The organism is Caballeronia sp. LZ034LL, from assembly GCF_031451215.1.
GTDB lineage: Bacteria > Pseudomonadota > Gammaproteobacteria > Burkholderiales > Burkholderiaceae > Caballeronia.
The window spans coordinates 860003-874350 of record NZ_JARUXR010000003.1 but is presented as its reverse complement, the minus strand read 5'-3'; the positions used below and the strand labels follow the sequence as shown (position 1 = coordinate 874350).

The 14348-nt window shown below is 63.1% G+C and carries 15 protein-coding genes; 10 read left to right on the top strand and 5 right to left on the bottom strand.

Annotation, left to right across the window (positions count from 1 at the left end):
• Position 1: 1 nt before the first annotated feature.
• The 3 genes from QCE83_RS25090 to QCE83_RS25085 all read left to right on the top strand — a co-directional run bounded on the left by QCE83_RS25090 (position 2) and on the right by QCE83_RS25085 (position 1952).
• Positions 2-172, top strand: coding sequence for a hypothetical protein (locus tag QCE83_RS25090; protein ID WP_309817759.1), 171 nt, complete (start codon positions 2-4; stop codon positions 170-172).
• The gene (locus QCE83_RS35170) at positions 169-651 is read left to right on the top strand and encodes a toxin-activating lysine-acyltransferase (RefSeq protein ID WP_404985528.1); all 483 of its coding nucleotides are present in this window, start codon (positions 169-171) and stop codon (positions 649-651) included. Before QCE83_RS25090 ends, QCE83_RS35170 begins: the two co-directional genes overlap by 4 nt.
• Positions 652-890: 239 nt before the next feature.
• Positions 891-1952: a phytoene/squalene synthase family protein gene (locus QCE83_RS25085; RefSeq protein WP_309817757.1), complete on the top strand. Its 1062-nt coding sequence runs from the start codon at positions 891-893 to the stop codon at positions 1950-1952.
• Here the strand turns inward: QCE83_RS25085 and QCE83_RS25080 are convergent.
• Entirely contained in the window at positions 1930-2781 is an 852-nt protein-coding gene (locus QCE83_RS25080) for a LysR family transcriptional regulator (RefSeq protein ID WP_309817753.1), read from the bottom strand. The two genes, QCE83_RS25085 and QCE83_RS25080, sit on opposite strands and share 23 nt — an antisense overlap.
• A gap of 102 nt (positions 2782-2883) precedes the next feature.
• Between QCE83_RS25080 and QCE83_RS25075 the strand changes: the two genes are divergently transcribed.
• The 3 genes from QCE83_RS25075 (at position 2884) to QCE83_RS25065 (ending at position 6216) form a co-directional block, all read left to right on the top strand.
• The gene (locus QCE83_RS25075; RefSeq protein WP_309817749.1) at positions 2884-3795 is read left to right on the top strand and encodes an alpha/beta hydrolase; all 912 of its coding nucleotides are present in this window, start codon (positions 2884-2886) and stop codon (positions 3793-3795) included.
• An 81-nt stretch (positions 3796-3876) separates the two neighbouring features.
• A complete protein-coding gene (locus QCE83_RS25070; protein WP_309817747.1) occupies positions 3877-4965 on the top strand; it encodes a catalase family protein in 1089 nt (362 codons plus the stop codon).
• Positions 4966-4983: 18 nt separating this feature from the next.
• The gene (locus QCE83_RS25065) at positions 4984-6216 is read left to right on the top strand and encodes a phosphatidylserine decarboxylase family protein (protein WP_309817743.1); all 1233 of its coding nucleotides are present in this window, start codon (positions 4984-4986) and stop codon (positions 6214-6216) included.
• 9 nt (positions 6217-6225) lie between these two features.
• Here the strand turns inward: QCE83_RS25065 and QCE83_RS25060 are convergent, their stop codons facing one another.
• Both QCE83_RS25060 and QCE83_RS25055 read right to left on the bottom strand, forming a co-directional pair.
• Complete coding sequence (locus QCE83_RS25060) at positions 6226-6687, bottom strand: response regulator (RefSeq protein ID WP_309817740.1); 462 nt, start codon at positions 6685-6687, stop codon at positions 6226-6228.
• A gap of 62 nt (positions 6688-6749) precedes the next feature.
• Positions 6750-7946, bottom strand: a complete 1197-nt coding sequence (locus QCE83_RS25055) for a GAF domain-containing sensor histidine kinase (RefSeq protein ID WP_309817738.1) — start codon at positions 7944-7946, stop codon at positions 6750-6752.
• Between the two features lie 289 nt (positions 7947-8235).
• Between QCE83_RS25055 and QCE83_RS25050 the strand changes: the two genes are divergently transcribed.
• Both QCE83_RS25050 and QCE83_RS25045 read left to right on the top strand, forming a co-directional pair.
• A complete protein-coding gene (locus QCE83_RS25050; RefSeq protein WP_309817734.1) occupies positions 8236-8649 on the top strand; it encodes a hypothetical protein in 414 nt (137 codons plus the stop codon).
• 203 nt (positions 8650-8852) lie between these two features.
• The gene (locus QCE83_RS25045; RefSeq protein WP_404985523.1) at positions 8853-9755 is read left to right on the top strand and encodes a fructose bisphosphate aldolase; all 903 of its coding nucleotides are present in this window, start codon (positions 8853-8855) and stop codon (positions 9753-9755) included.
• A 30-nt stretch (positions 9756-9785) separates the two neighbouring features.
• On the opposite strand, the gene QCE83_RS25040 is transcribed toward QCE83_RS25045, so the two are convergent.
• Entirely contained in the window at positions 9786-11018 is a 1233-nt protein-coding gene (locus tag QCE83_RS25040; protein ID WP_309817728.1) for an FAD-dependent oxidoreductase, read from the bottom strand.
• Between the two features lie 260 nt (positions 11019-11278).
• On the opposite strand from QCE83_RS25040, the gene QCE83_RS25035 reads away from it, so the two are divergent.
• The gene (locus QCE83_RS25035) at positions 11279-11596 is read left to right on the top strand and encodes a DUF4148 domain-containing protein (RefSeq protein ID WP_309817725.1); all 318 of its coding nucleotides are present in this window, start codon (positions 11279-11281) and stop codon (positions 11594-11596) included.
• A gap of 67 nt (positions 11597-11663) precedes the next feature.
• Here the strand turns inward: QCE83_RS25035 and QCE83_RS25030 are convergent, their stop codons facing one another.
• Complete coding sequence (locus tag QCE83_RS25030) at positions 11664-12605, bottom strand: LysR family transcriptional regulator (protein ID WP_309817723.1); 942 nt, start codon at positions 12603-12605, stop codon at positions 11664-11666.
• Between the two features lie 111 nt (positions 12606-12716).
• On the opposite strand from QCE83_RS25030, the gene QCE83_RS25025 reads away from it, so the two are divergent.
• Positions 12717-14228, top strand: coding sequence for a CoA-acylating methylmalonate-semialdehyde dehydrogenase (locus tag QCE83_RS25025; RefSeq protein ID WP_309817720.1), 1512 nt, complete (start codon positions 12717-12719; stop codon positions 14226-14228).
• Positions 14229-14348: the final 120 nt, after the last annotated feature.

The following is a 14348-nucleotide window of genomic DNA, read 5'->3' as shown; positions in this document are numbered from 1 at the left end:
GATGAAAATTCTTATAAAAGATACTCGCCACGCAGTCCGTAATCGTGAAAGCGTTCTGGATATATCAGACTTCCTGGCTGATTTGTCCGACGAAGAACTCCTGTTGATCGCAGGCGGTGGAAGTGTTGGGGGAGCCGTGGTTGGAGGCTTGCACGCCCCTGTCTTGATATGACTTTCTCAAATGAAGAAATAAGACGCCGCTACGAGAGATTAGGCTGTGTAGCTCATGTGATGGCTTTAAACGCTTCTCATCGAACGCATAAAATTTTCGGACTAGCTGTTTGGGCAGAGCAGGCGATTGCGCACGAGCAGATTGAAATATTCTTTATGAATGGGGAGCCTGTCGGATACTTCATGTGGGCCTTGCTAACACCCGAAGTAGCTGATAAGGCTTTCAGGGTAGGGCGCCCGATCCATCCATCGGAATGGAACGAAGGCGAATTACTCTGGGTTGTAGACGCGTCAATACCCGCGGGCTCTTTGCCGATCTATGGGCCAAAAATTCGTGCCAGGCTGGCGAGAATTAGTGACAACTTTTTTTGGGCAAAGAAACGAAACAAAGATCTCCGTATATTCAACAAAAACATTTTAACGGGCTTATCCCGCGTTATCAGGCAGGTGGGAAACCCGGACCGAAACATCCTTTTGTGATCGGCATATTCCTTCGCCTTCGAGTCGCACTTTGATCGCAGAGAAGGATGGCCGTCGTCAGTGGGATGATCATCGGCCGGCACATGTCATTCGCACGCAAGCGTTGCCTGACTGGCTCGCGTTTTCTCAATTCGGCCCAAGACGCGCCCCATGCGGAGAGTCCGATTCTGCCGACGACCGCTACAATGCCGCAGCGCGCTTGCATCGCGCCGCTCGCCAGTCTCTTCCGTGTCTAAGTCATGAACACTTCATCACGGACCGTCCTGCTCGGTCCGCTACTCAAGAGTGTGTCGCGCTCGTTCTACCTGACGCTGCGCATCCTGCCCGCCGGCATGCGCGATCCCATCGGGCTCGCGTATCTGCTGGCGCGCGCGGCCGACACCATCGCCGATACCTCGTTGATCTCGCCGCAACGCCGCCTCGAACTCTTGCTGTCGTTGCGCGCGCAGGTGAACGGCGCCGCCGATGACGGCGCGCTCGCGCGGATTGCCGGCGAAGTGGCGCAGCAGCAGGCGCAGCCGGACGAGCGCGCGTTGCTGGAAGCGCTTGGCGCGGCGCTCGCGATCCTGCCGCAACTGGATGCGCGGGACGGCGCGGCGGTGCGCGACATCGTGACGACGCTCAGCACCGGCATGGAGTTCGACCTGCGCACCTTTCCCGACGAGACGTCCGGACAGATCGCCGCGCTGAAGGAATTCGACGAACTGGACCGCTATACGTATCTGGTCGCGGGGTGCGTGGGTGAATTCTGGACGCGCATGACGGCGGCGCATCAGCCAGGCAAGCTTCAGGCGCCGCTCGACACCATGCTGGCGCTCGGCGTGCGCTTCGGCAAGGCCTTGCAGATGACCAACGTGCTGCGCGATTGCGCGCGCGATCTGCGCATCGGACGCTGCTATCTGCCTGAAACGATGCTCGCGCGTCATGGCCTCGCGCCGCATGATCTGCTGGACCCGCAGGCGTCCTTGCGCGCCCGGCCCGTGCTGTTCGAGCTGTTGCGCACTTCGCTGGCGTTGTATCAGGACGCCGTCAATTACACGCTGGCCATTGCGCCGGGCGCCGTGCGTTTGCGGCTGGCCTGCCTGTGGCCGATCATGATCGGCCTCGATACGCTGGTGCTGCTCGCGGAGAACGACGTGTGGCTCGATCCCGCGCGCATCTCGAAGGTGCGCCGCAACGATGTCTATCGCATCATCGCGGCGTCGCTGCCGATGGTGGTATCGGACGGCGCGCTGCGCAGCTGGAGCACGAAGCGCATGCAAGCGATAGAAGCGCGGATCAGCGCCGCAAGTCGGCCATGATGCGTTCGGCGAGAAAGTCGCACGGCGGTCGTCTCGACGCCGCGCTTCTCGCCAGCACCACTTCCAGCGTGCCGATATCCGGCAAACCTTGCGGCGGCCCGAGCAGCGTGAAATGGGCGGGCACCGCGCATTTCGCGAGCGGCGTGACGGCGAGGCCGGCTTCGGCCATCGTCAGCAGACCGAGCAGGCTCGGACTTTCATACGACGTGCGATAGCCGATGCGCGCGTGCTCCAGGCTGCGGATCGCGTTCTCCCGCGCGACGCTGCCCGGCAGGAACACCGCGATGGGCAGCGGCCGCTCCTTCCAGATATCTGTCGCGCCGGGCGCGGCGGCCCAGACCATCGGCTCGTGACGCACGAAGTCGCCCGACAGCCCCTTGACCCGCGTCGCGCAGACGAGATCCACCGAACCGTCCTTCACCATCGGCGCGAGCGCGACGCTCGGCAGGCCGACCACCTGGATCTCGACCTTCGGATAGGTGGCGGAAAATTTCTTCAGAATGGGCGGAAACAGCGACGACGCGTAATCGTCCGGCACGCCGATCACCACGCGGCCCGTCACGTCCGGCCGCACGACGGCCGCCCATGCTTCGTCGCGCAGCGCGATCATGCGGCGCGCGTAGGTGAGCAGCACCTCGCCGTCCTGCGTGGGTACGACGCTGCGCGGCTTGCGCACGAACAGCGGCTTGCCGAGCGCGGTTTCCAGCGTCTTGATCTGCATGCTCACCGCCGATTGCGAACGATGCACGAGTTCCGCCGCCCGGCTGATGTTGCCGGTATCGGCCACGGCGACGATCATCGCAAGGACATCGAGGTCGAGTGCTTTCATGGTCGGGCAGGCTTGGTATCAGAAAATCTGAACGATTCTATCAAGATTATGCGTTTTTCTTTTACCTGAGCGGGGCGCATGATGCAGTCAAGGAGCCTATCCATGAACGCCCGTACCGATCTTTCCGTCCTCACCGCCGTGCAAGGCCTGCCTGAACCGTCGTTCGCCACGACCGCGTCCGGGATTTCCGTGCCGTATATCGAGTGCGGGGAAGGCGAGCCGATGGTGCTCATCCACGGATCGCTGTGCGATTACCGGTACTGGGAGGCGCAAGTCCTGCCGCTCGCGAAGCAGTTCCGCGTGATCGTGCCGAGCCTGTCGCATTACTGGCCGGCCGTCGATGCCTTCGTGCAGGGCGAGTTCGGCTGGGAAGCGCATGTGGCGGAAATGGCTGCGTTCATCGAGACGCTGGAGCTGGCGCCCGTCCATCTCGTCGGGCATTCGCGCGGCGGCGCGATTGCGTTTCATCTGGCGCGCGAGTATCCGCGCCTCGTGAAGACGCTCACGCTGGCCGATCCGGGCGGTCCGCTGGAACTGGAAACGAAGTCGCATTCGGCAACGGCCGCACCTGCCGCACCTGCCGCACCTGCCGCACCGGCCGCGCTGCCGCCCGCCACGAATGCGCTGCGCGCGCGCGTGGCCGAGTTGATCGAACAAGGCGAATTCGACCGCGGCCTGGAGTTGTTCGTCGATTCGGTGAGCATGCCGGGCTTCTGGAAGAAGAGCACGGAGAGCTTCCGCCGCATGGCGCTCGACAACGCGCTGACGCTGCCGAAGCAGTTCCGCGATCCGCTGCCCGCCTACACGCGGGACCTGGCGCGCGACATCAAGTGCCGCACGCTGCTGATCGACGGCGAGAAGAGCCCGCGCATGTTCCGCAACAACGTCGAGAAGCTGACGGAGTGGATTGCGTTCGCCGAGCGCCAGACGATCGCGCGGGCATCGCATGGGATGAATGTTGCCAGCCCTGGCGCGTTCAATCGCGCGGTGCTGGCGTTTGCCGGAGCGTGGTGAGCGGCGCATCCTGACCTGTCTACGCGCGACGGCACAGGGGTTGCTGGGTGTTGTTCACAACACCCACAGACCGGAGCTGCCATGCCCAACCCCGCGCTGCCGTTCGATCCCGCGTTCGAACACATCCCCGACGACGAAGCCGAGACCACGAGGGAACTCGCGGAAACGATGCGCAGCATCACCGAGAAGACCTATTCCGACTCGGGGCATGCGATCCGCAGCGTGCATGCGAAAAGCCACGGCCTGCTGACCGGCGAAATGCAGGTGAACGCCGGCCTGCCGCCTGAACTCGCGCAAGGCATCTTCGCGCAGCCTGCAAGCTTTCCCGTGGTGCTGCGTCTGTCGACGAATCCGGGCGACGTGCTCGACGACAACGTCTCGACGCCGCGCGGACTTGCCGTGAAGATCATTGGTGTCGAGGGCGAGCGCTTGCCGGGCAGCGAAGGCGATCGCACGCAGGATCTGGTGATGATCAACGCGCCGGCCTTCACAGCTGCGACGCCGAAGAAATTCCTCTCGAATCTCAAGCTGCTCGCAAAGACCACCGACAAGATGCCGGGCGGCAAGAAGGCGCTGTCGGCGATGCTGCGCGGCACGGAAGCGCTGATCGAAAAGCTGGGCGGCGAGAGCGGCATGATCAAGAGCCTGGGCGGTCATCCCGAAACGCACATTCTGGGCGAGACCTTCTATACAGCCGTGCCGCTTCTCCATGGCCGGTACTTTGGCAAGGTGAGCGTCGCGCCCGTATCGCCGGAACTGACGGCGCTGACCGACGCCCCCGTCGATCTGAAGGACCGCCCCGATGGCCTGCGCGAAGCCGTCAGCGATTTCTTCGTGGCGAACGGCGCCGAATGGGAAGTGCGCGTGCAACTGGCGACCGACATCGGGAAGATGCCCATCGAGGATGCGTCGGTGCAATGGCCGGAAGACGAGAGTCCCTATGTGACGGTGGCGCGCATTCGCGTGGCGCCGCAGAGCACCTGGAACCCGGAGCGCGAGCGCGGCATCGACGACGGCATGGCCTTCAGTCCGTGGCATGGCGTGGCGGCGCATCGGCCGCTGGGCGGCGTGATGCGTGCGCGGCGGATGTCGTACGAGGTGTCGTCGGACTTTCGCGGCGAGCGCAACGGCTGCCCGATGCGCGAACCGCGCGAACGCGTCGATCTGTAAATCCCAACCGGTCAAATCATGGCGAACGGCAACCGACGAAGACTCGGCGAATGGCTACCACGAGAGGAACACCGGATTGCGGCGTTCCGCGAAGCCTTCGCGCAACGCGCGTTCACGCGCGCCCGATCCGCAACGATGAACAGCGCCGTCGAGGAATTCAAGGCTTTCGTTCATGGCGATCCGGTCGTGCGCATGGACTTCAGCCGGGCTATTCAGCAGGCGCGCGAGGCGGGTTTCAAGTTGGGCTATGCGGACATCGACGCGTTCATGACGTTGCTCGACGCCATGCTGACCTATGCGCCGCCTTTCAGCGAGTCGAGCCTGATCCATTGTCCGGTCAACGCGTTGCTCGACTGGCCCATGGTCATGCCGGCGGGCTATGCGCTGTTTCGTGATCCGGCGTTCAACGCGCACCTCAAGCGCGTGCTCAACGTATGGTCCGGCTTTCTGAGCGGACCGTACTCGCGTACGCATCTGAATGCCTCGCCGCCCGAAGGCTGGTTCAGTCCCGAGGCGGACCAGAAGATCGGGCTGTCCCAGTTCCTCTGCGATCCGGACAAACCGTACTGGGGCTATGCCTCATGGAATCATTTCTTCACGCGCGAATTCAAGCCGGAAGCACGGCCCGTGGCGGAGCCGGACAACCACAAGGTCATCGTCAGCGCATGTGAAGCGTCGCCCTACGGCATCCACGACAACGTCCGCTTTCAAGATTCGTTCTGGATCAAGCAACAACCGTATTCGCTGCTCGAGATACTCACGGAGAAAGAGGCCGAGCTGGCTCACCGCTTTGTCGGTGGAACGGTGTACCAGGCGTTTCTCAGCGCGTTTTTCTATCATCGCTGGCATGCGCCCGTGAGCGGCACGATCGCCAAGGCGTATCTCGTGGATGGCTCCTACTACTCCGACGCCGAAGCCGAAGGCGAGGAGCCCAGCAGCCTCAACGATTCGCAAGGCTACATCACGGCCGTAGCGGCGCGCGCGGTCATCGTGATCGATTGCGACGACCCGGCCATCGGCGAGGTGGCGTGCGTGTTCGTCGGCATGGCCGAGGTGTCGTCCTGCGTGATCGAGGCGTTGCCGGGACAGACAGTAGCCAAGGGCGACGAACTGGGTTATTTCCAGTACGGCGGCTCGACGTATTGCCTGATCTTCAGGCCGGGCGTCGTGGAGCGCTTCGGCAGGCAGCCGCCGTTCCACGACGACGAACCGCCGGTCCACGTCAACGCGCATCTGTGCACGGCGCGTTGAGGCGCCGGGCTATTCCGACTGCACGTCCGGAACGAAATGCCGCAACAGCGGCGCAAGGATCGCGGAGTCCGTAGGTTTTGCGCAGAATGCGTCGAAGCCTGCGTGCTTCGCGCGTTCGAGATCGGACGCCGATGACGCCGCCGAATGCGCGATCAATACGGTATCCGACGTGCTCGCGTCGGCCCGCAGCTCCGCGGCGACTTCCAGTCCTGACATATCCGGCATCCAGATGTCCAGGAGCACGATCTGCGGGTGCCATTGACCGATGGTGTCGATCGCACGGCGTCCGCTGTAGACGGCATTCGAATCGAATCCGCCGATGGCCAGCACCATGCTGATCGCGTCCGCGGTATCCGTGAAGTCGTCGACAACGAGCACGCGCGGCGCATCGAGCGCATCTTTTATCCGGCGCGTCCAGATGACGCATTGTGGGTTTGCTGCCTGGCCGTTCATGCTGCGTGGCGTCCTCATCGTACTGTCGGGCTGGAAAAACAATCCATCGTGCATGAGCGCATGGTTCGGACCTGATCCCGTCATGATGCAACCAGCGGGATGCGTGCGGTGAAACATGTGCCGTCCGCCTGCGACGAACACGCCCTGATCGTTCCCTTGTGCGCGTTGACGACCTGCTGACAGATATACAGCCCGAGACCCAGGCCTTCGCCGGGCGTCTTGTTCGCGGCGCGCCAGTACGGCTCGAACACCTTCGCGAGCGACTCCTCCGCGATGGAATCGCCTTGATTCGCTACCTCGATGACCAGATGGGTCGCATCCGTGATGGCCGACACGCGCACGGGCGCGTCGGGGCTGCCGTGGGTCACGGCATTGGCGAGCAGATTCGCGAGGAGCTGCTGCAGACGCGTCGGATCGCAATCGACGGGACGTTCGATTGCCAGTGTCGCGAAGATCTTCCGGTCTTCGTTGGCCTGCGTGATCTCGTTGACGACCGTCTGCAGGTACGGGCCGAGATTCTCCACCCGTTCGATACGCGCGGGAATGCCGTTGCCCAGCCGGCCGCGGGCGAAATCCATGATGTCGTCGATGAGCTTCGACATGCGGGAAGCGCTCGACCTCAGGCGCTTTGCCACCAGCGTCATGTCGGGCGACGCCGCTTTCAGTTGCAGATACTCGGCGCTCGCGCTGATCGCGGCCAGCGGACTGCGCAGGTCATGGCCCAGCACCGCGATGAATTGCTCGCGGAGCTTCGAACTTTCACGCTCGCTGGAAAGCAGGTTCTCGGTGGACCACTGGCGCTTGTCGCTGTCCAGTTGCAACGCGATGAGATTGGCGAAGACTTCGAACATCCGGACCACGCGCGGATCGGACACGTGCATGGGCCGGCTGTCGATTGCGCAGAGATTGCCGAAGTACTCGCCGTCCGGCAGCACGATGGGCACGGAGATATAGCTGCGCAGCTTGTAGAGGGTCGGCGTGTGATGTCCGCAATAGCGGGTGTCGGTGTCGAAGTCATCGACGATGATCGGGACGCGAGCCTCACGCGACTCATGACACAGCGTGGTGTGAAGGTCCAACTGGCCGCCGGGCTGCAAGCCGAAGCTGATGTTGTCCTTCACCGCACAAGCGGTCCAGGTCAGCTCGCTGACTCGCGCCACGGCGGCGAACCCCATGCCGGATTCATTGCAGATCATCTCGAGCATCGAAGGCACTGCATTGATGCGGGCCACCGCGCTCAGATCCCGCAGGATCAATTCTCTCGACTCGTGTTCCATTCGCTTTCTGGTTGCTGTAGATGAGGCTCGCAAGACCGCAGCGAACTGATGGGTGCCCGAAAGATGCCGTTCCGGCCGCGGCAATTGTAAGCAATACAACATGCCGACAGCGGAAATACCGTCACACAGCGCACGGTATGCGCGGGCTAAGCGAATCCCATGCGCAAGGCAAGCGTTTTTTGTGCGATTTGTTGAACGTCTTTCGTCTGCTTGTTGTGACGCGACAACGGTAAAACGTTTGGCGGCGGGCTAACATCGTCGGCACCTCATCGCTCAGAAGAGGACATTCGTGAGCACGGGCCAAGACGATCTCGAAACATGGAAACGCCGCCGCACCGCGGAACTGGCGTTCGAACTGGCCGACACCGGCCGCTATGAAAATTTCGCCGACATCGCCTATGCACTGCAATTCGAGCGCGGCATGCCGAGCGCACAGGCCTTGATCGATGACCCCGAAATACGCCGCCAGCTGAATGCGCGTTGCGGCGATGCCAGAGAGCGACTCGCGCCGCTTCCTGAGCCTGAAGTGACTGCACCGGCGCCAGCGAGCGAGACGCTCAGCGTCACGTCGAACGATCATGCGGAACTCCCGCAAGCCGCTGATTTTGCACGCACGCCTTCGGTCCTGCGCCGGGCGATGCGGTTCTGGCGCACGGGCGTCAAGCCCGTCGGGGCCAGCGATCTCGAGTCGGCCGCGTCCTGAGCGGCCTCAGGCGCCAAATTCAACTCAGCAAGTGCGCTAACGCACGATAGCGGCTCATTCGCAGCCGCTTTGCGCGGAAAAGGCGGCTTTGCGCGCCTTTTACATCCGTCAAAACCATTACACTTGAGGAAGCTGAACCATAAGCCCGGGTAAAGGCGTGAATTCGAATGCGCCGAACCCGGTGTTTGAACTTCGAGGAGGAAATGTTCGTGGCTAACGAAAAGATGCTCGCGCAAATGGCTGAGAAGAATGGTTTCATCGCCGCTCTGGATCAGAGCGGCGGTTCGACGCCAGGCGCGCTCAAGCAATATGGCATTCCGGAAGACGCCTATAACGGCGACGCCGAAATGTTCAAGCTGATGCATGAAATGCGGGTGCGCATCATGACGGCGCCTTCGTTCACGGGCCAGAAAGTGATCGGCGCCATTCTGTTCGAGCGCACGATGGATGGCGAAGCCGGCGGCAAGCCGGTGCCCACGTTCCTGTGGGAAGACCGCGGTATCGTGCCGTTCCTGAAGGTCGACAAGGGTCTGGAAGCGGAAGCGGACGGCGTGCAGGTGATGAAGCCGATCCCCGGTCTCGACGAGTTGCTCGCGCGCGCGGCCAAGCTCGGTGTGTTCGGCACGAAGATGCGCTCGGTGATCCATCAGGCCGACGCAAAGGGCATTGCCGCTGTGTCGAAACAGCAGTTCGAAGTTGGCGCACAGATCATCAAGCATGGTCTCGTGCCGATCCTCGAACCCGAAGTCTCGATCAAGAGCCCGGACAAGAAGGGCGCGGAAAAAATCCTGCGCGACGAACTGCTCAAGGGTCTCGACGCACTGCCTGAATCCAGCCAGGTGATGATCAAGCTGACCATCCCGGACGAGGCGGATTTCTATCGTCCGCTGATCGAGCATCCGCGTGTCGTGCGTGTGGTGGCGCTGTCGGGCGGCTATACGCGCACTGACGCGTGCAAGAAGCTCGCGCAGAACCACGGCATGATCGCGAGCTTCTCGCGTGCGCTCATCAACGAGCTGAAGAAGTCGATGAGCGACAGCGAGTTCGACAAGACGCTCGAACAGTCGATCAACGAGATCTACGACGCGTCCGTGCAGAAGGTCTGACGCTTCATAGATTCACCGCATCGTAGCGAGTCAGCTGCGATGCGTCGGCGGCGGCGTCTGCACCACGGGCGCCGCCGCCTGAAACAGCGCTTCGCGCGTGCCGTTCCTCGGCGGATAGATGCGCTCGCCATTGATGGTGCGCTTCGTCTGCTTGGCCGTCTCGCCCTGCGAGACGAGCTGCCTGTCCCATCCCTCCGTATACACCGCGCCCCACGGCCCGAGATCGCAGATGGTCGTGTACCAGTCGATCGACAGCGGCAACATCTCGATACCGAACAGATCGCACACCGCGTTGTGGCCGGCATAGCGTCCCATTGGCCTGCCATGCTGGCACGACATGACCGAAGGCCGCGTGCCGTCGATCAGCACGCGCGCGCAATCGCCCGCCGCGAACACGCCGGGCACGCCTTCCGCGCGCAGGAAGGTATCGACGGGCACGCGGCCGAGCGGATCCAGCGTCACCGGCAGCTGCGCCGCCAGCGCGTTCGCATGCATGCCGCCGCACCAGATGACCGTCGCGGCCTCGATGGTCTCGCGCGTGCCGTCTTTCGTGAGCGTGACGCTTCGTTCATCGAGCGATTCCAGCGACACGCCCGGCCGCGTCTCCACTTCCAGCGCATTCAACGCGTTTTCGATGACCGGCTGCGCGCCGCCCATCGCCTGTGCGATGCGTGCCGAACGATCCGCGAGCACCACGCGCACGCGGCCGCGTTCGCCTTCCGTGACGATCTCGCGCAGCCGCGCAGGCAGTTCCGCTGCGAGTTCGATGCCCGTCAGACCCGCGCCGATCACCACCGCCGTGTAGCGGCCGGGCGTATCGGGCAGCGCGGGCAGCGTCAGCAGATGCGCCTGCAGACGGCACGCGCCGGCGTAGGTATCGACATCGAAGGAATGGTGGTCGAGACCGGGAATGGGCGGGCGCACCAGCACGCTGCCCGCGGCCAGGATCAGCCGGTCGTAGTCGAGTGTCTCGGACGCGCCGTCATGCGCGACGGTCACGCGCCGGTTCGCGCTGTCGATGTCCGTGGCTTTCGCCTGGATCAGGCGCACGCCCGCCGGGCCGAGCACGGTGTCGAGCTGGACCAGCGTGGGATCGAGCGGCTGTTCGTAGTTGCGCACCCGCACGCTGTGAAAGGGCGCCGGATTGACGATGGCCACTTCGGTCTCGCCGGCGGCGGGGCCCATCTCGTCGAGCTTGCGCGCGGCGGACAGCGCGCTCCACAGACCCGCGAAACCCGCGCCGATTACCAGGATGCGCTTCAAGGCGATTCTCCTGTCTAAACGATCGTTCGCGCCAAAACCCACGCTCGTTCTTCTTTATAGCCGATACGGACCGCTATCGTCCGGCTTCGCATGTGCCCGGATTAGTCGGTTTTTCGCCAAAAGTGATTTCGCAGATTAGGTATTTACCCTAGATGAGGCGATCCCTACACTTGCCTCAACGGTCGCAAACGAAGCAGCAAGTCAGGCAGCAAGACAGCGTTAGCGACACCCCAAAAACTGAAGGTACGGAGGAATGAATCATGAACAAGCTCATCGGTATTGCAGCGGTCGCTCTTGCTTTTGCCGCTCCGGTCGCATCTTTCGCGCAATCGAACCAACCCGTGACGCGCGCTGAAGTCCGCGCGCAAATCGTTCAACTGGAAAAGGCTGGCTACAACCCGGGCGTCGTCAACGACACGACGTATCCCGCCGACATCCAGGCAGCCGAAGCGCGTGTCGCAGCGCAAAACGGCGCGGCGCAAGGCGCATACGGCGGTGTGGCGGACGGCGGCTCGCAATCGGGCGCACGTGTCACCGCGATCCAAAACGACGTGACGTCGACGTTCGCGCATCACTAAGCAAGCAGCCTCATCAAGCAACGCGCCCGCAACCATGCGGGCGCGTTTGCATTCAGGCGTTCGAAAATCAAAGCGGAAACCCGCCCGAAAAGGTCTCGCGCAAATACCCGATGAACAGCGCGACGGCCCGCGGCACATGCGGTGAATAAGGCCGCACCACGAAAAGCTGATCCGCGAACGCGCCGACCGGACGCCATTCCGGCAGCAGCACCACCAGCTTGCCCGTCTGCACCGCCGCTTGCGCAGTGAAGTCCGGCAGCAACGCGATGCCCAGGTCATCGAGCGCGGCGTCGCGCAACACCTCGCTGTTATTGGCTTCGAACGGCCCGCTGACGGCCAGCGTATGCGGCCCCGCCGAACTCTTGCGGCCGCCCTTGCGCTGGAACGACCAGATACTCGCCGACTGCGCGCGCGGATAGACAAGACAGTCGTGCGTGGCGAGATCGCTCGGCGTCTGCGGCGTGCCGCGCCGCTTGAGATAAGCGCGCGTGGCAACGATCACCGAATACGTGTCGCACAGTTTCCAGGCCACATGCGTGTCCGGCACCTGCGCGCTATGACGCACCGCGAGATCGAAACCCTCGGTGGCGATAGAACTGAGCCGGTCGGCGGCCTCCAGCTGCACGCGCACTTCCGGATGCGCATGCAGGAACCCCGACATCTTCGGCACGAGTTGCTGGCGCGAGAAAGCCATGGGCGCGGTCAGCCGGATCAGCCCGCGCGCGACGCCCGCCATTTCCCTTACGCTCAGAAAGCTCAACGCGATGTGCTGATACTGCTCGCGGGTGTCGTCGACGAGCCGGCGGCCCGCCTCGGTGAAGCGCACGCTGCGCGTGGTGCGGGTGACGAGCGGCACGCCCGCCGCGCGCTCCAGTTCCGCGATGCGCTGGCTCATGGCCGCCTTCGAGACATTCAGGCGCGCGGCCGCCGCCGTGTAGCTGCCCTGTTCCGCGAGCACCGTGAGCCAGTGCAAATGGGTCCAGAGAGCCTCGATCTTTTGCTCTTCCATCTGCTCATTGTTTGCCAGAATAAACAATGAGTTCAATCATAGCGTCTTTGCGCGGAGCCCGATGCTTCCTACACTGTGACCATTGCCCAAACATTCAGTGAAGGAGACGAGATGCAAGCGTTCAACGACACCGCCGACGTGGTCCATTACATCCACGGTCAACGGACTAACGGCTCGGCCACGCGCACGCAGCCGGTCTTCAACCCCGCGACGGGCGAACGTCCGCGCAAGCTCGTGCTCGGCGAAGCCGCCGACGTGGACGCCGCCGTGGCCAGCGCGAAGCAGGCGTTTCCGGCCTGGCGCGACATGCCGCCCATCCGCCGCGCGCGCGTCATGCTCAAGTTCCTGGAGCTGATGAACAAGCATCGCGACGAACTCGCGGCCATCATCACCGCCGAGCACGGCAAGGTGTTCTCGGATGCGCAGGGCGAGGTGTCGCGCGGTATCGACGTGATCGAATTCGCCTGCGGCATTCCGCAACTGCTGAAGGGCGACTACACCGAACAGGTGTCCACCGGCATCGACAACTGGACCACGCGCCAGCCGCTCGGCATCGTCGCGGGCATTACGCCGTTCAACTTCCCGTGCATGGTGCCGTGCTGGATGTTCCCGGTCGCCATCGCGGCAGGCAATGCGTTCATCCTGAAGCCGAGCGAGCGCGATCCGTCGGCGTCGTTGTTCATGGCCGAGCTGCTCAAGCAAGCCGGCTTGCCGGACGGCATCTTCAACGTCGTGCAGGGCGACAAGGTCGTCGTCGATGCGCTGCTCACGCATCCGCAAGTGAAGGCGATCAGCTTCGTCGGCTCGACGCCGATCGCCAACTACATCTACGAAACCGGCGCGAAGCACGGCAAGCGCGTGCAGGCGCTCGGCGGCGCGAAGAACCACATGGTCGTGATGCCGGATGCGGATCTCGACCAGGCCGTCGATGCGTTGATCGGCGCGGGCTACGGCTCGGCGGGCGAGCGCTGCATGGCCATCTCGGTGGCGGTGCTGGTGGGCGATGTCGCCGACAAGATCGTGCCGCGTCTCGCCGAGCGCGCGCAGCAGCTCAAGATCAAGAACGGCATGGAAGACGATGCCGAAATGGGCCCGATCGTCACGCGTCAGGCGCTGGAGCGCATCGAAGGCTATATCGCGATGGGCGTGGACGAAGGCGCGAAGCTGGTCGTCGATGGCCGGGGCTTCAAGGTGCCGGGTCATGAGGACGGCTTCTTCACGGGCGGCACGCTGTTCGACCACGTGACGCCGGAAATGCGCATCTACAAGGAAGAGATCTTCGGACCGGTGCTCGCCTGCGTGCGCGTGAAGGACTTCAGCGAAGCCGTGGATCTGGTGAACGAGCACGAGTTCGGCAATGGCGTGGCCTGCTACACACGCGATGGCCACATTGCACGCGAGTTCGGACGCCGCATTGAAGTGGGCATGGTCGGCATCAATGTGCCGATTCCCGTGCCGATGGCATGGCATGGTTTCGGCGGCTGGAAGCGCAGCCTGTTCGGCGACATGCACGCGTACGGCGAGGAAGGCGTGCGTTTCTACACGAAGCAGAAGTCGATCATGCAGCGCTGGCCCGAAAGCACCGAGAAGGGCGCCGAGTTCGCGATGCCGACCGCGAAGTAAGACATCGCCTGCCATTCCGATGGCACGCTTGCAAGCAACGCCCGCTTTTTCCTGACCGGACAAGCGGGCGTTTGTTTTGAACCGGCTTGAAGCGGCTTGAACCAGCGCACCTGTTCCACG